Origin of the sequence: Vibrio sp. MEBiC08052 (assembly GCF_001506075.1) — a bacterium.
In the GTDB taxonomy this organism is placed as follows: Bacteria; Pseudomonadota; Gammaproteobacteria; order Enterobacterales; family Vibrionaceae; genus Vibrio.
The window spans coordinates 1312965-1332345 of sequence record NZ_KQ947475.1 but is presented as its reverse complement, the minus strand read 5'-3'; the positions used below and the strand labels follow the sequence as shown (position 1 = coordinate 1332345).

Genomic DNA, 19381 nt, shown 5'->3' with positions numbered 1-19381 from the left:
CAGAACTTCAAAAGATGTCCCTTTAAAGTGTTGTGATACGGTAACTTTAAAGGCCACACTCGAAGATGGCGAGTTGGGAGAAACGCTGAACGTCAACTCGCTTCTGCTTCCAATCCGGGGGAACCATACAACAACTCATACCCTATCGGGTTGTTGTTCGGTGATGTTAAGTAAAGGGGATATTCATGGCGCAATTTATTGACAGAAGATTAAATGGTAAAAATAAGAGTGCGGTGAATCGCCAACGCTTTCTCCGTCGTCACAAGCAACAAATCAAAGAGTCGATTGCAGATGCGGTGAATCGTCGCTCAATTACCAATACCGAATCTGGGGAAGACATCTCAATCCCTAGCAAAGACATTAAAGAGCCAAGTTTTCATCAAGGGAAAGGTGGCCTGAAAGAACGTGTGCATCCCGGCAATGACCAATTTATCACGGGTGATAAAATTGACCGCCCCCAACAAGGTGGCGGCAGTGGCTCAGGTCAAGGAGATGCCAGCGCCGATGGTGAAGGCAATGATGATTTTGTTTTCCAGATATCCAAAGATGAATATCTGGATATCTTATTTGACGACTTGGCCCTGCCTAATCTGAAGAAACAGCAAGTCAATCGAATCGTCGAATGGAAAACACATCGTTCCGGCTATCAGACTGCTGGTGTGCCTGCCAATATTTCTATCGTACGTTCACTCCAACAATCATTGGCGAGAAGAACCGCGATGACTTCCGGCAAACGTCGCTTGCTTCATGAACTCGAAGAAACACTGGCAGAAATTCAGAATCTGGAGCCGGCACAACCACTGGAAGAGAAGCGTCTCCAGCAAGAAATACTGGATATTCGTAAAAAGATCGATCAGGTACCATTTATTGATACGTTCGACTTACGTTATAAAAACTATGAGAGACGTCCTATCCCTTCCAGTCAAGCCGTTATGTTTTGTCTGATGGATGTTTCAGGTTCAATGGATCAGGCGACCAAAGACATTGCAAAACGTTTTTATGTCCTGCTCTATCTATTTTTAACCCGAACTTATAAGAATGTTGAAGTCGTATTCATTCGCCACCATACACAAGCGAAAGAAGTGGATGAACATGAGTTTTTCTACTCACAAGAAACCGGCGGAACCATTGTATCCAGCGCCCTCAAATTGATGCATGAAATCGTGGAAGAACGTTACCCGCTCAATCAATGGAATATCTACGCAGCGCAAGCATCTGATGGCGATAACTGGGCCGATGACTCCCCTCGCTGTCGTTCAATACTCACTGAGAACCTACTACCGTGCTGTCAATACTATGCATATATTGAAATTACACATCGCTCTCATCAGACACTCTGGCATGAATATGAAAAATTACAGACAAGTTTTGATAACTTTGCCATGAAAAATATTCAGTCCGTGGATGATATTTTCCCCGTATTCAGGGAATTGTTTCATAAAGAAACAACAGCTTAGGAGGGACTTTTGAATGGTAACCAAAACAAAGTCGGCACCTGACAAGCCCCAAAGTAAACGGCTACCGGACGGACCGGACTGGACCTTTGATTTACTCGATCGCTATCACACCGAGATCAAACGAGTCGCAGAGCATTATCGTCTTGATACCTATCCCAACCAGATAGAAGTCATCACGTCTGAACAAATGATGGATGCCTATTCAAGTATTGGTATGCCCATCAATTACAACCATTGGTCTTTCGGTAAGAAGTTCATTCAGACAGAACAAGGTTATAAACATGGTCAGATGGGATTAGCCTATGAGATTGTCATCAATTCTGATCCTTGCATTGCTTATCTGATGGAAGAAAACACCGTCACCATGCAAGCACTGGTGATGGCCCATGCCTGCTATGGGCATAATTCATTCTTTAAGGGGAATTATCTGTTTCAAGCTTGGACGGATGCCAGTTCTATCATCGACTATTTACTCTTCGCCAAAAACTACATCAGCGAATGTGAAGAAAAATATGGGGTCACAGAAGTCGAGGATATTTTAGATTCTTGTCATGCTCTGATGAGTTTCGGTGTGGATCGGTATAAAAGACCGGAAAAAATATCGATTACTGAGGAAAAAATTCGCCAAGAACAACGTGAGATGTATTTACAGTCTCAAGTGAATGAACTTTGGAAAACACTCCCGAAAACCGAACCAAAATCAGAGGATGAGCGCATTCGCTTTCCGAGTGAACCACAGGAAAACATACTCTATTTCATTGAAAAACATGCGCCGTTACTTGAGCCGTGGCAACGAGAGATTGTACGAATTGTCAGAAAAATCAGCCAATACTTCTATCCTCAAAAGCAGACTCAGGTCATGAATGAAGGATGGGCAACGTTCTGGCACTATACTATTTTAAACCATCTCTATGATGAAGGACTGGTCTCTGAAAAATTCATTCTCGAATTTCTGCACAGTCATACCAGCGTGGTCGCTCAACCATCATACAGTAGCCCCTACTACAGTGGTATCAACCCATATGCATTAGGGTTTGCTATGTTCAAAGATATTCAGCGCATTTGTCAGGAGCCAACGGAGGAAGATAAAGAGTGGTTCCCGAACTTGGCCGGAACCGATTGGTTGGATGCGGTTCATTTTGCAATGAAGAACTTCAAAGATGAGAGTTTTATCAGTCAGTACCTCTCACCTAAACTCATTCGAGACTTCAAACTCTTTGCCATCACCGATGATGACCGCAAGAATTTTATTGAAGTTAATGCGATCCATGACGAGCTGGGCTATCAGAAAGTCAGAGAAAAGCTCGCAGCACAATACAACCTGAGCAATATTGAACCCAATATTCAGGTTTACAATGTTAACGTCCGAGGAGATCGTTCTCTCACGCTCCAATATGTCCCTCATGATCGTATCCCTCTCGACTCGAGCTATGAAGAAGTTTTAAAACATTTGCATCGTTTGTGGGGATTTGAAGTCATTCTGGAAGAAGTCAAAGATACGGGCAGAAGAGAACGGCTGGCTGTTTGCCCAACCAAAGAGACGACACAGCTCTCAGTGCCATAACAAACTTGAATCAACTACGTATGACCAAACGCATGGTCATCAACTAAAACGGATGGGATTTTCCCATCCGTTTCTCTTAATAACTTTGGGCGATAATCGCTCGAAGATGCGCCAAATCTGCCTCGGTATCCACCCCTATCGGTGGTGTTTCCAAAGCAACACCAACGTGAATTTTCTCACCGTACCAAAGGACGCGCAGCTGTTCCAAACGTTCAATTTTCTCCAGCTGACTTGGCTCCCACCGGATGTAGGTCTGAATGAATCCAGCACGATAGGCATAGAGACCGATATGCCGTAATAATGGTGTATGAATTTCAGGCTGCGATTGACCATATTGGTCACGATCCCAAGGAACTGTTGCACGACTAAAATAGAGTGCATACCCTTGATGGTCCGTGACAACCTTCACGACATTTGGGTTGAACACTTCTTCCCGGTCAGTAATTTCAACAGCGAGTGTTGCCATCGGAGCATTGTGACTTGCCAGATTTTCGGCCACCTGAGTAATAATCGCAGGTGGAATCAACGGCTCATCCCCTTGAACATTGACCACAATATGATCATCCGGAATCGATAATTTACGAACAACTTCCGCCAGCCGCTCCGTACCGGACTGATGTTCAGAACCCGTCATACAGACTTGTCCACCGAAAGATTTAACCACTTGTGCAATTCTTTCATCATCCGTTGCGACCACCACGCGTTCAGCACCAGACTGAATCGCCTGCTCATAAACACGCTGGATCATGCTCTTCCCACAGATATCAGCCAATGGCTTTCCCGGTAAGCGAGAAGACTGATAACGCGCAGGAATCACCACAGTATAAGCAGCCGTCATCAGCGTCCCTCTTCCATTGACATGGTTCGTGCTTCTGGCTCCAGCAACACCGGGATTCCCTCTCTAATTGGATATGCAAGCCGATCAAATTTACAAATCAACTCTTGTTGCTCTTTATCATAGGTCAGTTTTCCTTTACATACCGGACAGGCAACAATTTCAAGCAGACGATGATCCATAGTGTTTAATAACCTCTTCAATTGATCGTAATATTTTTTGCGCATCTACAGGTCGGAATGCCGCAGATACCGGTAAATACCACCAGTTATCTTGCGCAAAGGGAAGACATTTCACTGCATCTTTTTCCGTCATGATGACATGTTCGGCTTCTTCGGCAATTCCCTCAATATCACGAGCACTATATTGATAATGATCAGCAAATCCTCGGGTCGCAACCAGAGAAGCGCCTAACTGCAATAATGTCTGAAAAAAACGCGACGGGTTACCGATCCCTGCAATGGCGGTTAATTTCCCTAATTGCTCAACATCACGACGGATACCGGAACAAAGGTGAACGGCTTGCTGAGGCACAAGCGTCATGGGAATCTCATTTCCTTCCGGTGAACCACCATTGTTAATGACAAAATCAACCGATGTCAGTCGGTGCAGCGACTCTCGCAACGGGCCGTAAGGAATAAACCGTTGGTTGCCAAAACGTCGTTGGCCATCAACAACCACAATTTCAATATCCCGCGCCAATGCATAATGCTGTAAGCCATCATCGGCAACCACCACATTCACACCTTGTGTCAATAATGCTTGTACCGCATCTGCTCGGTGTGGTGCCACGGCAACAGGTGCCCCTGTTCGCTGATGTATCAGTTTCGGTTCATCACCACAGTGGTGAACGGGTGTCTCTTGGGTAAGCAGTAATGGATATTGCGGTGCTTTACCCCCGTAGCCACGGGAAATCACGCCCGGTGTCATACCCATCTGTTGTAATGCTTCCACCAGCCAGACAACCACTGGCGTTTTCCCATTTCCTCCGGCAGTAATGTTGCCGACAACAATGATCGGAACCGGTGCCCGATAAGTCTGCTTATGCCCTTGTTGATAGGACTTTCTGCGCGCTTCACTGATCCAGCGGTACAGCAGACTCAGCGGCCATAAGATCGGGGCCAATAACCGACCGGCGAAATGATTTTTAAACCAGATGTCCTCAATCACGATTTAGCTACCAAATTGGGTACGATGAAGTTGAGCATAGGCACCGTGTTTTTCAAGCAGCGCGACATGATGACCTCTTTCGATAATTTCACCTTCATCGATGACCAAAATTTCATCGGCTTCTTCAATCGTCGATAATCGGTGTGCAATCACCAAAACCGTTTTATTCTTCTGCAACTCAGCTAAAGCTTCCTGAATCGCCCGTTCTGATTCGGTATCCAGTGCGGATGTCGCTTCATCCAAAATCAGCACCGGTGCATCCCTCAGGAGTGCCCGGGCGATCGCGATCCGCTGGCGTTGACCGCCAGACAGACTGGCACCATTCTCACCGATCAAAGTGTCCAGACCCGCAGGCATATTTTGAATGAATTCCATCGCGTGCGCCTGCCGGGCAGCGTGTTCAATTTGCTCCCGGGTATAAATCCCCTCAGCAGCATAGGCAATGTTATTTGCGATCGTATCGTTAAATAGATGCACATTTTGCGAGACCAGCGCAAAATGCTTCCTGAGGTTGGTCAATTTATAATCTCGGATATCCTGCCCGTCTAACTGGATCACACCATCGTCAACATCATAAAAACGGGTAAATAAACTGGCAATGGTACTTTTCCCCGAACCGGAACGGCCGACCAAAGCAACGGTATGACCTGGTTTGATGGCAAAAGAAATATGTGCAAGGGTCGGCTTTTCTTTACCCTGATAGGTAAACGTTACGTCATTGACTTGAACCAGTCCCGTCACGGCATCGGCTTCGTAATTGCCGGTATCTTTTTCCGTCTCCAGATCCATCAGTGAGAATAAAGTCTGACTGGCGGCCATCCCACGTTGAAAATCTGACGTGACATTCGTTAACGCTTTTAACGGGCGCATCAAACCAAACATGGCAGAAAAAATCACCGTAAATGTGCCGGGAGTCAGTTCGGAACGAATCGAGTCCACACTGGCTAAAAATAACACCGTCACCAATGCCACAGAAGCAATCATCTGTATCACTGGATTCGCGATAGCCTGAGCGGCGACCAGTTTCATCGTCTGTTGACGCATCCGGTTGCTGACATCATCAAAGCGTTTGCCCTCGACGTCATGACCGCCATAACTAAGAACCACTTTGTGCCCCTTCAGCATCTGCTCAGCAGACGAGGTGACCTGTCCCATCGCATCCTGCATATTTCTGGATATTTTCCGAAACCGCTTCGACACGACTCGAATCGCTACAGCAACAACAGGCGCGACAACGATCAAGACCAGAGATAACTCCCAGCTATTCCAGAACATCAATGCCAACAAACCCACAATACTGGCGCCTTCGCGGACAATACTAACCAATGCCCGGCTCGTCGCACCGGCGACCTGTTCCGTGTCATAGGTAATTCTTGACAATAATCCACCGGTTGATTCCTGATCAAAGAAACCCACCGGCATATGCATGAAATGATTAAATATTTTACGTCGCATCATCATCACGACGTTCCCAGAAACCCAACTCAGACAATAAGATGATACAAATCCACTGAGCCCACGGATCAGCATCATGGCTAAAATAATGAACGGCAGTATTTTCAGAAAATTAGATTCAGCGGAACCGAAACCTTCATCCAACAGTGGCTTGAGTAGGGAAACCATGTAGGTATCCGACGCAGCATTAATAATCAGAGCAATAACGGCAACAAACAGACCTGACTTGTATAAGCGGATATAAACCCAAAGACGCTTAAAAGTTTGCCAAGTCGTTTCATCATTTATATTAGACATAGATACCATGGTACTTTTCATCGAGAATAACCGCGCCATTCTACCTGTTTACGTAGCGTCTGCCTATACCATGGCGAGAAGGCATGACTGCGCATCGTGTTGACCTCTCGTTTTTTGTTCGAAACGATGATCCGTACCTGACCAGACGTGGCTGTATCCAGCCATTGTGTGCCATTTTGCTGATAGCGTTTAACGACACCGGCATTGGGCAAATGCCACATATTTATCCCGGCCAAAGAGGCAATGGCTAACTCAGCGCCAACCCGTTTCACCCATAAAGAGGAAGAAGATGTATAGCTACCATGATGAGGCACAATTACCACATCACTGCCAAGTGGCAGGTTCTGCTGTAACATCTGCCATTCACTGCTCTTTTCAATATCGCCGGTCAACAGAATAGAATGTCCGGCATCATCAGAAATCCGAATCGTGCATGAAGCATCGTTGTCTGCTTTCACAACGCGTTCTGGCGGCCATAAAACATCAAACCTCAGTGCTTGCCACTGCCATGAGTGACCTTGTGTGCAAGGCTGATATCCCGGCAAAAACGCACTGGCTCGTTTCCACTGGGGATGCCAGATTTTTTCAACATCAAAACGACCACCTGCATGATCATTATCCAAGTGACTGAGAATCAAACCATCCAGATGCCGGACCCCTCGCTGCCTTAAGACAGGTGTCACTACGGACTGAGCGATACTCCCACCCTGCCAGCTTTTCCCGGTATCATAGAGAATGTAGTGTCCATTTTTCTCAATCAAAATCGATAAACCATGGCCGACATCCAGAATATCAATCTGCCAGCCGGTTGTTGTATCGCGGCCGGTCGAGAATCCACACATCATGACCAGAAAAAAGCCGATACTACAGCGTGATAAGATGGGCCAAAGTAACACAACCGCTGTCGCAATAATCAAGAGGTAGGTAAAGTGAGAAGGCGTAAATAGCCAAGCTGGCTCAGCAAAACTGGCTGCCCACATAACCGGCTCAAGTAAAACATGAATCGTCTGCCATACTGGCATGGCTGAGCCACCACACCCCGTCACCCACAAGCCGACAAAGAGCAAAGGCACCACCAGCACACTGAACCAAGGAATAAATACCAAGTTATACAAGGGGGCAACCAGACTCACACCACCAAAAAAGTAAGCACCGACAGGCAACATACAGATCATTAATACAATATGCCCTTTCATCTGTCGTATCAGTTTTCCGATACGATCGCGGTGCAGGATGTCTCTTTCCTGATTGACCAGATAAAGAACAAAGAAAACCGCAGAAAACGACATCCAGAAACTGGCTGAAACCCCGGCAAACGGATGAATGGTTAATATGCCACTCAACGTGAGTAAGAATCGATCTCGGAGACTGATTCGCATATGGCTCAATCTGAATACAATATGGATGAGTAACATCAGCATGGCGCGTTGGGTTGGCAGTGAAAAACTGGCTAACCATGCGTAAGTCAAAGCAGAACACCCCCCGAAGATAACTGGCGTCCATAACCAGCGTTGACCTAAACGAGAGATGGGTATACCAAGAAAGAAACCAAATGAGTAAGCAATACCGATATGCAAACCTGAGATAGCGATCAAATGCGCTAAACCACTCTCTTTGAGGATCCGCCACTGTTGCTCGGTTAAATCATTGCGGTTTGCAAAAGAAAGCGCAAGGATAATACCTTTCAACGAGTCGTTCTGGAGCTGCTGCGCCACTCGCTGAAATAGCCGATAACGCCAAGACTCTCCTGATTTTTTCACCTCAATATCAGAACGGGCGAATACTTTTGCAACCATGCCTTGACTGAAAAAATAGCGTTCACTATCAAATCCCGCTTCATTGAGTAAACCCGTAATCGGTTTGATAGTAACTGACATTTTCAATATATCACCGGGATAATATTGAGCAGATGTATATAGCTTGACTTTTGGTTGTATCCACCACCTAATAGGTGTGTTATTTATCGATAACACTTGTGCTCGCGCACTATAGCCAAAACTATTTGGTGTAAAAAAGCTGTCAACTTTGACGTTTATGGTAATATCGTGTTCAGACTGAAATAGAATGGCAGATTGTCGTTTGAATATATTTCCGTAAAATAGCACCAATATCAATGCGGTGCATATACCAATTGTGTACCGCAGTTGATGAATCCGGAGAGCAAAAAACGGCAGCAAGACACCCCACCAGCAATAAATCATACCCGGCATCTTCGGCCAATAAGGTGATGATAATAATGTTAAACAATAAGAACTGAGCAACCAGTTGTTTTTTATAAGAGCCATCGTTTTATATGCCTAAAAAATTAATTAAGCGATTCTTACCAGACAGGGAACTAATCAAACGGCAAAAAGCCCTGAGAATTTTCGGTAACGTGTTGTATAACCCCAATTTATGGTGTCTGAACCGTCGTTCGGCTGCCGGTGCTTTTGCCGTGGGATTATTTATGGCATTTGTCCCGCTTCCCAGTCAGATGATTATGTCTGCTGGACTTGCTATCGCATGTGGTGTCAATCTGCCACTCTCTGTCGCTTTGGTTTGGGTGAGTAACCCAATTACCATGCCGGTTCTGTTCTATTTTGCTTATAAACTCGGCGCTTGGGTTCTCCATGAACCGCCACAACATTTTCATTTTGAACTGTCTTGGAGTTATATCACTCAGCAAATGTCAACCATTGCACCCTCACTGGTTGTCGGGTGTTTGATTTGTGGCGTCGTCTGTGCCCTACTTGGTTACTTCGGGATTCATGGCTTGTGGCGTTACTCCGTCGTCAGAAGCTGGCAAAAGCGACAGCTAAAGTAACCTGAGAAAAAGAGAGTGTCTTGAAAAGTGTCCGTCATTACGAGGCACCCGTGATAAAGGTGTGAAATTGTTGATGTCAGAGAATGGTCATCCTCGGTTCACTTCACACTTTCTTATATATTTTAGGAACGTCAACGCTATGAGCGTCGGAGAGAATAGGAAACGACTTCAGCATTTTACGGCCTGAAGTCGCCTTTTATCTATTGAAAAGAATCTATCGAAAGTTATCTAGCGGGCAGAAAGAACGGTTGCGGGATTGAGACGGCTCGCCTTCAGCGCGGGATAGAATGTCGCAGCCAAACTCAATAATATTGCCGTCCCGGACACCAACACCACATCCCGGACTTCCACTTGAGATGGCAGAAAATCCACAAAATAGATATCACCGGATAAAAAGTGGTGCCCGATTAACGACTCGAGTTGTTGAATCAAACCTGTCAGATTCATTGCAACCAACACCCCAATAATGCTGCCACACAGACTCCCCAATACACCGGAAAAAATCCCTTGCCACATGAATATCTGCCGGATCAAACGGTCCGAAGCGCCCATCGTTCGCAAAATCGCAATTTCTGCAGCGCGATCTTTCACCGCCATCATTAAGGTTGAAACAATATTAAAACTTGCCACCCCAATTACGAGAACCATCACCAGATACAAAATCGTACGAACCAGCTGAATATCGCGGTAAAGATAGCCGTATTGCCGCTGCCAGCTCCGCAGATAAACATACTGATTGAGCTGATTACCGACCTGACGAACAATTTGCTCGGCGCGGAAAACATCATGTACTTTGACTGACACCCCGGTAACCGCCGATCCGATACCGGTATATCGTTGGGCATCTTCCAGCGGAATCAACGCCAGATTGTGATCGATCTGCCCATGCAGCGCCAATACGCCAACCAGTGTAACCCGTATCCGCTGTGGGGCTTTCAGTGACTTCGCGCCGCCGGACATATTCGGCACCATCAACGTTAAAGCATCACCGATGTCAACCCCCAAACGTTGTGCGACGCCCTGTCCGAGAATCACTTGATGTTTCGCGGCAGAGTCCTTGGTAAATGTCTGTCCGGAGATATACCGGGACAGCTCGGACACATGACGCTCCATCTCCGGATCAATACCACGAACCTCAATCGCTTTCAATTGCTGACCTTTCTCTGCCAAAGCGGTAAACCTGACATAAGGTGCAGCCGCAACAATCTGAGGAAAAGAGGTAATTTTCTTCATCATCGCCGGCCATGCTTGGATCGGCCCGTCAACACCTTCAAATTCACCATGAGGAATCACCGATAGCACTCGGTTATCCAGCTCTCTTTCAAACCCGTTCATCGCTGATAAGCCAATCACGATCACAGCGACCCCGAAAGCAATCCCCAGAGTGGAAGAGATTGAAATGAAGGAAACCAATTTGTTTCTTTTTTTGGAACGGCTGAAACGACGACCAATCATCAGAGATAATGATGAAATCACTTTGTGCTCTCCTTACGACGTCAGTAAGCCGTCTTGCATCGTCAGAATACGATTCATTTTTCCCGCAAGTTGCTGATCATGCGTGACCACTAAAAATGCAGTTTGGGAATCCTCATTCAACTCTCTCATCAGCTCATAAACAGCCAGAGCCGTCTGATGATCCAGATTACCGGTCGGTTCATCGGCTAATACCAAAGACGGTTTGTTGACCAACGCCCGAGCAATCGCAACCCGTTGCCGCTCTCCCCCCGAAAGTTCGCTCGGGCGATGGGAGAGCCGGTGGTCAAGCCCGACGCGAGTAAGCCATTGTTTCGCACTGTGGGTCGCATTTGCGACTGACTCACCGCCAATCAACAAAGGCATCGCCACATTTTCTAAGGCCGTAAAATCCGCCAGTAAGTGATGAAACTGATACACAAAACCAATGTGTTGATTACGGATTTTAGCCTGCTGCGCAGATCGGAGCTGCAACATGTCATGCCCTAAAAACGTCACATCACCACTGGTGGGTTGATCGAGTGCACCTAAGATGTGTAGTAGGGTGCTTTTGCCCGATCCGGATGACCCAACAATCGAGGCAAACTCTCCAGGTTGCATCGAAAAGCTAACACCTCGTAAGACATGTGTCGCAAGCTCGCCTTCCCGATACGTTTTTGTGAGCTGACGACATTCAAGGAGATTATTCATAGCGTAAAGCCTCTGCTGGATGAACGGACGATGCACGGAATGACGGATACAAGGTTGCCAAAAGACTCAAGGCAATAGTGAGCAACTCCACCACGATAATCTGGCCGGGTCGAATCATGACTGGCAACGCTCCCCCCATTGCAATCAGGTCAACCCCAAGTATTTGTAAAATCGAATTCAGATGACTGGCAATCAGGACACCAAGGATGCCACCACTTAGCGCACCGGCAATTCCACTGCTTGCCCCTTGGACAATAAAAACAAATAAAACTTGCAAATTCGTCATGCCCTGCGTTTTCAAAATCGCCACTTCTGACTGCTTTTCCATCACAACCATGATCAATGCAGAAATAATATTAAAGGCGGCAATGGCAACAATCAGTCCCAACATCAGCCCCATCATATTTTTTTCCATCCGCACAGCCTGAAATAATTCACCACGCTGATCGCGCCAGTCACTCCAGTGCCACCCTTGGGGTAATAGTTTCTTCGCCAGCTCAGATACCATAAAAGGGTCGGTAAACGACAGTCGCCAACCGGAAATCGTTTTCTCCGGCAGACGCAATAGCCGCTGTGCATCATGGATATGGGTAATCATCAGTTGAGCGTCGATATCAGAACCGGTGTTAAAGATACCGGCGACCGTAAAGTTGCGTTGACTGGGGATTCGGCCCAGTGGCGTAAACTGACTGGCTTGGGTCACCATCAGACGAACTTTATCACCTTGAGAAACATTGAGTTGTCTTGCTAACTGATGACCGAGGAAAAGTGTATAATCTCCGGCATGTAAATCTTGCATGGTCCCGATGATCAGATATTGAGCAAGTGGATCGTTGTCCCGAGGCTCAATACCTAACATGATGCCTGCCGATAGCTCGCTCGCACTCTGTACGACGGCTTCACTACGAACAATCGGTTTAGGGGAAGCCTGCACGGGAAACTGTTTAAGAAAAGACGGCGGAGTTGCTTGCCATTGGGTTCGTTCATGTCCCTGATAAACCACTGCATGGGGTAAGACCCCTAGAATCCGGTTCTTCAGTTGAGACTCAAAGCCATTCATGACCGATAAAACCGTGACCAGCGCTAACACTCCGATAGTGATACCGATGGTCGAAATCCGGGAAACAAAACGGCTGAACCGATCACCTGACTGTCCTCGTAAATATCTGAACCCTATAAATACCGAAACAGGACGAAACATACTATAAACCAATAAAGACTATTGCACGGTACTTTAACGATAAACTGGCTCAGGTTGTAGCATTAATTTGCCAATTCATTGTTAATTCATACAAATGACAGCTCTATACCTTGATTAGTTCATTCGTATAGCGATAATCAACATGCAAAGATGAGGAATGAACCATGGTCGAACAAGAGTTTTTTACAGTGCAACATGCACTCACAATCAATATTGAGCCTTTGGAGACGGGGGCATCATTCCCTTCTGAAGAGGTATTTGAAAGTGAAATCCCTGTACCATTTATTGTTGCCTGTGAGTTCAGTCATCTTGACCAGCTCGGTGATGTCGCCCGGCAGGAGCTGAAAAACAATGACTTTAAAAATCTCATTCAATTACTGGATAGTCAAAATACTAAATTAAACCTACTGTTGAATTTTATGTTGTCTCAGCAAGATGACCCTCAGCAACGTCATCAGACCGAATCATTTGGTGCCAGTCAATTTACCTATGTCAGTCATGATCCGATCGAAGTCGGTACGTTACTACGCGTCAAATTGTTTCTGGACCACCCACCTGCCGCAATATACTGCTATGCACACGTTGGAACCTGTCAGGCTGAAGATGAACACTATCTCATGACTGTGAAATACGACCTTCTGAGAGAATCCGATCAGGACTTACTCATTAAAGCCGCACTCTATCAACAGCAGAAAGTATTACGTCGTCGCTCTCTTGAAAGAAATAAATAGCAAACTCATGACCAGCTTGAATCCCATTCTATCGCTTCCGGCATCTCAAGGTCCGGGAGATAAAAAACAGATCGGCAACCTGACCGGTGCCAGTCTCGCATTTGTGGCAGCAGAGCTGTCCCATCGATATCAACGCCATACGCTGCTCGTCACTGCTGACCCGCAGATGGCTTTGAAATTACAGCAGGAAATCGAACAGTTTTTCTCAGCAGACATCATGTTATTCCCCGACTGGGAAACGTTGCCTTATGACAGTTTTTCTCCGCATCAGGATATTATCTCCGATCGGATCTCGCGGCTCTATCATCTGCCCAAACAAACGAGTGGGATTACGATTATCCCGGTGACGACATTACTGCAAAAACAGTCACCACGCGATTTTTTGCTGCAACATACACTGATCGTCAAACAGAGAGACCAATTTTCTTTAGTCAAACTCAGAGAACAGCTTGAAAACGCAGGCTACCGCCATGTCGATCAAGTTTTTGGTCCGGGTGAATATGCCAGCCGGGGCGCAATTCTCGATCTGTTTCCGATGGGCAGTGACCTTCCCTATCGTTTCGACTTTTTCGATGATGAGATTGATACCATCCGCACCTTTGATCCGGAAAATCAGCGCTCGATAGAAGAAATTCAAGAAGTTCGGCTCCTACCGGCGCACGAATTTCCAACGACGGCGACTGCGATCGAAGCGTTTCGGAACCGTTGGCGTCAACGGTTTGATGCTTCCAGAGAGCCTGAATCCGTCTACATGCAGGTCTCAAAGGGGCTATGGCCGGCAGGGATTGAATACTGGCAACCTTTGTTTTTCGATCACACCGAAACCCTCTTCGATTATTTGCCGCCAGAAACTCAACTGATTGTCGTCGGGGACATTGAACCATCAATCGATCGTTTCCTGAATGATGTCGGTGAGCGTTATGAACAGAGATGCGTCGATCCATTACGGCCATTGCTTGAGCCTGCCGAACTGTGGCTGCAAAAAGATGAACTTTTTGCCATGCTCAAGCCTTTCGCGCAATTTCAGCTTCGGAGTGAGCCGGTCACCGAAAAATCTGGCCGATTGAACCTTCAGGTTTCACCCCTACCGGACATTCAGGTCCAGCATCAGCATAAAGAGCCACTCTCTGCACTGCGTCAGTTTGTTGAATCCCATACGGGACAAATTGTATTCTCCGTCGAATCAGAAGGACGGCGAGAGGCGCTGCTTGAACTGCTCCAACGGATCAAACTACGCCCCACAACACTGCCCTCTTTTCAGGATGCTTGCCTGAGCGACGAAAAATATGGGCTGATTATCGGAACCGCTGAGCATGGGTTTATTCTGCATGAACAGCAGATTGCCTTGATTTGCGAAAGCGATTTGCTTGGTGATCGGGTTGTTCAACGGCGTAAAAAAGATAAACGGGTCACCAACAGTGATGCAGTCATCCGCAATCTTGCCGAACTGAAACCCGGCCAGCCTGTAGTGCATATTGATCATGGTATCGGACGCTATATCGGATTACAGACACTGGAAGTCGGTGGCATCACCACAGAATATGTCACTCTGGAATATCAGGGAGAAGCCAAACTTTATGTCCCGGTTTCCGCACTTAATCTGATTAGCCGCTATTCCGGGGGAGCCGATGAAAATGCTCCGATTCATAAACTGGGCGGGGAAAGTTGGACTAAAGCACGACGCAAAGCTGCGGAGAAAGCCCGGGATGTTGCGGCCGAACTGCTGGATGTCTACGCCAAACGAGAACTCAAACCCGGCCATGTTTTCGCGCTGGATCGTGAACAGTACGCGACGTTTAAGGCCAGCTTCCCGTTTGAAGAAACCGATGACCAGTCAATGGCTATCAACGCGGTTCTCTCAGATATGTGCCAAAACAAGGCCATGGATCGCTTAGTCTGCGGTGATGTCGGTTTCGGTAAGACTGAAGTTGCCATGCGTGCAGCCTTTGTCTGTACCGATAACAGCAAACAGGTCGCAGTTTTGGTGCCGACAACCCTGCTTGCTCAGCAGCATTTTGAAAACTTCAGAGACCGCTTTGCCAATCATCCGATTCGCGTTGAAGTTTTATCCCGCTTTAAAACCGCCAAAGAACAGAAACAGATTCTTCAGGACGTCGCGGACGGTAAAATTGATATTCTGGTCGGTACTCATAAGCTACTCTCCAGTGAGTTGAAATTTAAAGATCTCGGGCTGCTGATTGTCGATGAAGAACACCGCTTTGGGGTGCGTCAGAAAGAGAAAGTCAAAGCGATGCGGGCAGACGTTGATATCCTCACGCTGACGGCAACACCGATCCCCAGAACGCTGAATATGGCGATGAGCGGAATGCGGGATTTATCCATCATTGCCACCCCGCCCGCACGGCGGTTAGCAGTGAAAACATTTGTCCGGCAAAGTGATCAGACGATTGTCCGGGAAGCAGTGCTCCGGGAAGTCATGCGTGGCGGGCAGGTGTACTATCTGCATAATCAGGTTGAAACAATTGATAAAGTTGCGGCCGATCTTGAAAAGCTGATTCCCGAAGCACGGATTACAGTGGCACACGGTCAGATGCGTGAACGTGAACTGGAACGTATCATGAACGATTTTTATCATCAGCGTTTTAATCTACTGGTTTGTACCACCATCATTGAAACGGGTATCGATATCCCGACCGCCAATACGATCATCATTCACCGCGCTGATACTTTGGGTCTTGCGCAGTTGCATCAGTTACGGGGACGAGTCGGGCGCTCACATCACCAAGCCTACGCTTATCTGCTAACCCCACATCCGAAAGCTATGACCAAAGATGCCATCAAACGTTTAGAGGCATTGGCTTCGCTGGAAGATCTCGGTGCCGGGTTTACACTCGCAACTCATGACCTTGAAATTCGGGGCGCGGGTGAACTACTTGGTGAAGAGCAAAGTGGGCAGATCCAGTCTGTCGGCTTTACCTTGTATATGGAAATGCTTGAGCAGGCTGTCGATGCGTTAAAATCCGGCAAAGAACCATCTTTGGATGATTTATTGAAGGCACAGACGGAAGTGGAACTCCGGTTACCGGCCCTGCTCCCCGATGATTACATTCCGGATATCAATACCCGCCTGTCGATGTATAAACAGATCGCCAGTGTTTCGAATCCTGATGAACTGAATGAATTGAGAGTCGAATTGATTGACCGCTTTGGCAAACTGCCGGATGCCGCCCTCAACCTGTTAGAAATCAGTAAGCTGAAATTGGAAGCCGCAGCACTGAAGATTAAGAAAATTGAAGCGCACAGTAAAGGCGGTTACATTGAATTTGATCTTAATGCTAGTATTAATCCGGCATATTTAGTGCAGCTCTTGCAATCTCAGCCGAAACAATACGGCATGGATGGCCCAACGAAGTTTAAGTTTACCCTGCCGCTGGAAGAACGAAACCAGCGCCTTGGGTTTATCCGAGATATGCTGAATGAATTTCAGCAAAATATACTACCGGCTTCCTGATATCAGGGAGTAATCATGATGAAAAATCGCCTGCTAGGTCATAATGGAGTCATAATGAATAAGCTGATCCCACTGCTAATGTTATTAATTGCTATGCCTTCTTGGGCACAACGTCAATTTGACATTGAAGTGATCATTTTTAAGCGCGTCGTGAATGCAGAACAAACCAATGAGACATGGCCCAATGTACTCCCGCCGATCGATTACCAAAATACCGGAAGCCTGAGTTCTCAGGCCTATTTAAACCAGAAAGGTGTCACCCGGCTACCGGCCTCGGAATACAAGCTGGACAAACAGGAAGAGAGCTTGAGAAATCATGCCGGCTTTCAAGTGCTGTTACATACCGCTTGGCGTCAGAATGATGAAGGCAAGTCAAATGCTCCGGCTTTCCATCTCTTAGCCGGCAAAGATTATTCATCTCAATTTCATCCGGATGGTCGTGAAATCAACCCATCAACGGCCACACAGCAATCTCCGATAGAAGATACAGTTGAAAAAGCGGTGCCGAAACCCCTTTATGAACTCGATGGAAAGCTACAGGTTTACGTACAACATTACCTCTACGTGGACGCGCTTTTGGATCTCAAGGAACCAAGTGTCCGGGATATTGAAGTGGAAGAAACACCTGCCGATTTTTCACAAAATACCACCGACGGCGACGATAATGTTCAGTTTGGTCATCTTCAAGCGATCTCTCCGACGGTGACGGAAGAGCGTTTTCTGAAGTCATATCGACTGGATCAAAAACGCAGAATGCGCAGTGGTGAGACCCTCTATTTTGATCATCCCCTGATGGGCATTATCTTACAGGTCAGAAAAGTTCCGGATGCATCGTAACGAAACCAACCATCAGTAAGTGATTTGCACGACCATAAAAAATGCCCGCTCAGGCGGGCATTTTCATAATAAACGAATTATCTGATTTAATGAAGTTTCAGATTCGGCCGGAGCACGCGGTTAATCCGACCAACCAATAGCATCAACGCGGTCTTAAACATCCCGTGTAGCGCCATCTGATGCATTCGATACAGAGAAATATACACCACACGGGCAATCTTCCCTTCAACCATCATTGAACCTTTCGTGAGATTTCCCATCAGGCTTCCGACCGTTGAAAATCGACTTAATGACACCAGAGAACCATGATCTTTATAGACATAAGGCTTCATCTCCCGATCATTCAGTTTAGCGACAATATTTTTAAATGTCCGACTTGCCATTTGGTGGGCAGCTTGTGCACGTGGCGGGACAAATGAACCGTCAGGCTGTGTACATTGAGCCAGATCACCAATGACAAAAATGTCTTCATCCCGGGTGGTCTGTAAGGTGTTCGTCACCACCAGTTGATTAATCCGGTTGGTCTCAAGGCCAGCGATATCTTTCATAAAATCAGGGGCTTTAATACCAGCGGCCCAGACCATAATTTTCGCGGGAATTTTTTCACCGTCTTTGGTCGTCAGGCCATCTTCTTCAACTTTTGTAACCATCGTTGATGTACGGACATTCACACCCAACTTCGTGAGTTCATGATGGGCTGCAGAAGAAATTCTCGGTGGCAAAGCAGGCAGAATTCGCTCACCGGCTTCAATTAAGTGAACATTCAATTTGTTTGAATCCAAATCACCGAAACCGTAATTACGCAGCTCTTTTACTGCATTGTGTAACTCTGCAGACAGCTCGACACCTGTCGCACCAGCACCGACAATCGCAATATCAACAGTACCATGCCCATTCTTGGCATGAAGTTTCAGGAACTCGTTGTTCATCTCAGTGCGGAATAGATTGGCCTGCTCAGGGCTATCCAAAAAGATACAGTGCTCTTTCACGCCCGCAGTATTAAAGTCATTCGATGTGGACCCAATCGCCAGTACCAGAATATCGTATTCGACTTCACGGCGTGGGATCAGCAGCTCACCATGCTCATCTTTCAGCTCGGCCAACGTAATAACTTTCCTGTCGCGATCAAGCTCTTCCAAATTTCCCATCTGGAAATCAAAGCTATGGTTTCTCGCATGAGCCCGATAACTCAACGCGTCAACGCCTTCATCCATAGAACCCGTTGCGACTTCATGCAATAACGGCTTCCATAAATGACTGGCATTTCTGTCCACTAACGTGATTTGGGCTCGCCCTTTTCTTCCTAATGTGTGGCCTAATTTAGTGACAAGCTCTAAACCGCCTGCACCACCACCAACAACAACAATACGAGTCACAACAAATTATCCTCAAAATG

The 19381-nt window shown here is 46.7% G+C and carries 15 protein-coding genes; 6 read left to right on the top strand and 9 right to left on the bottom strand.

What is annotated here, in order from left to right; all coding sequences use genetic code 11:
- The first annotated feature begins 185 nt into the window (after positions 1–185).
- Positions 186–1457 (top strand): YeaH/YhbH family protein, encoded by a 1272-nt coding sequence (locus VRK_RS05890; protein WP_059120513.1) that lies wholly within the window; start codon positions 186–188, stop codon positions 1455–1457.
- Positions 1458–1470: 13 nt separating this feature from the next.
- Positions 1471–3021, top strand: coding sequence for a SpoVR family protein (locus VRK_RS05885; RefSeq protein WP_059120512.1), 1551 nt, complete (start codon positions 1471–1473; stop codon positions 3019–3021).
- Between the two features lie 76 nt (positions 3022–3097).
- On the opposite strand, the gene kdsB is transcribed toward VRK_RS05885, so the two are convergent.
- Genes kdsB through VRK_RS05860 form a run of 5 tightly spaced genes read right to left on the bottom strand, consistent with a single transcriptional unit; the run spans position 3098 to position 8979 of the window.
- Positions 3098–3859 (bottom strand): 3-deoxy-manno-octulosonate cytidylyltransferase, encoded by a 762-nt coding sequence (kdsB, locus tag VRK_RS05880; protein WP_059120511.1) that lies wholly within the window; start codon positions 3857–3859, stop codon positions 3098–3100.
- Positions 3859–4038, bottom strand: a complete 180-nt coding sequence (locus tag VRK_RS05875) for a Trm112 family protein (protein WP_021020121.1) — start codon at positions 4036–4038, stop codon at positions 3859–3861. Before VRK_RS05875 ends, kdsB begins: the two co-directional genes overlap by 1 nt.
- Positions 4019–5026 (bottom strand): tetraacyldisaccharide 4'-kinase, encoded by a 1008-nt coding sequence (gene lpxK, locus VRK_RS05870; RefSeq protein WP_059120510.1) that lies wholly within the window; start codon positions 5024–5026, stop codon positions 4019–4021. Before lpxK ends, VRK_RS05875 begins: the two co-directional genes overlap by 20 nt.
- Before the next feature lie 3 nt (positions 5027–5029).
- Entirely contained in the window at positions 5030–6778 is a 1749-nt protein-coding gene (gene msbA, locus VRK_RS05865; RefSeq protein ID WP_059122672.1) for a lipid A ABC transporter ATP-binding protein/permease MsbA, read from the bottom strand.
- A 17-nt stretch (positions 6779–6795) separates the two neighbouring features.
- On the bottom strand, positions 6796–8979 hold the full coding sequence (locus VRK_RS05860; RefSeq protein WP_231735744.1) for a DNA internalization-related competence protein ComEC/Rec2: 2184 nt from the start codon (positions 8977–8979) through the stop codon (positions 6796–6798).
- Between the two features lie 92 nt (positions 8980–9071).
- Between VRK_RS05860 and VRK_RS05855 the strand changes: the two genes are divergently transcribed.
- Positions 9072–9581, top strand: coding sequence for a DUF2062 domain-containing protein (locus VRK_RS05855; protein WP_021020117.1), 510 nt, complete (start codon positions 9072–9074; stop codon positions 9579–9581).
- Positions 9582–9809: 228 nt separating this feature from the next.
- On the opposite strand, the gene lolE is transcribed toward VRK_RS05855, so the two are convergent.
- Genes lolE through lolC form a run of 3 tightly spaced genes read right to left on the bottom strand, consistent with a single transcriptional unit; the run spans position 9810 to position 12945 of the window.
- The gene (gene lolE / locus VRK_RS05850) at positions 9810–11057 is read right to left on the bottom strand and encodes a lipoprotein-releasing ABC transporter permease subunit LolE (RefSeq protein WP_059120508.1); all 1248 of its coding nucleotides are present in this window, start codon (positions 11055–11057) and stop codon (positions 9810–9812) included.
- 12 nt (positions 11058–11069) lie between these two features.
- Positions 11070–11744 (bottom strand): lipoprotein-releasing ABC transporter ATP-binding protein LolD, encoded by a 675-nt coding sequence (lolD, locus tag VRK_RS05845; protein ID WP_059120507.1) that lies wholly within the window; start codon positions 11742–11744, stop codon positions 11070–11072.
- On the bottom strand, positions 11737–12945 hold the full coding sequence (gene lolC / locus VRK_RS05840; protein ID WP_059120506.1) for a lipoprotein-releasing ABC transporter permease subunit LolC: 1209 nt from the start codon (positions 12943–12945) through the stop codon (positions 11737–11739). The genes lolD and lolC overlap by 8 nt, the downstream gene beginning before the upstream one ends.
- A 164-nt stretch (positions 12946–13109) precedes the next feature.
- Here lolC and VRK_RS05835 point away from each other — a divergent pair, with 164 nt between their 5' ends.
- Genes VRK_RS05835 through VRK_RS05825 form a run of 3 tightly spaced genes read left to right on the top strand, consistent with a single transcriptional unit; the run spans position 13110 to position 17985 of the window.
- A complete protein-coding gene (locus VRK_RS05835) occupies positions 13110–13676 on the top strand; it encodes a hypothetical protein (protein WP_059120505.1) in 567 nt (188 codons plus the stop codon).
- Between the two features lie 7 nt (positions 13677–13683).
- Positions 13684–17148, top strand: a complete 3465-nt coding sequence (gene mfd / locus VRK_RS05830; protein ID WP_059120504.1) for a transcription-repair coupling factor — start codon at positions 13684–13686, stop codon at positions 17146–17148.
- A gap of 54 nt (positions 17149–17202) precedes the next feature.
- Complete coding sequence (locus VRK_RS05825; RefSeq protein ID WP_059120503.1) at positions 17203–17985, top strand: peptidoglycan binding protein CsiV; 783 nt, start codon at positions 17203–17205, stop codon at positions 17983–17985.
- 86 nt (positions 17986–18071) lie between these two features.
- On the opposite strand, the gene VRK_RS05820 is transcribed toward VRK_RS05825, so the two are convergent.
- Positions 18072–19361, bottom strand: coding sequence for an NAD(P)/FAD-dependent oxidoreductase (locus VRK_RS05820; protein ID WP_059120502.1), 1290 nt, complete (start codon positions 19359–19361; stop codon positions 18072–18074).
- Positions 19362–19381 lie beyond the last annotated feature (20 nt).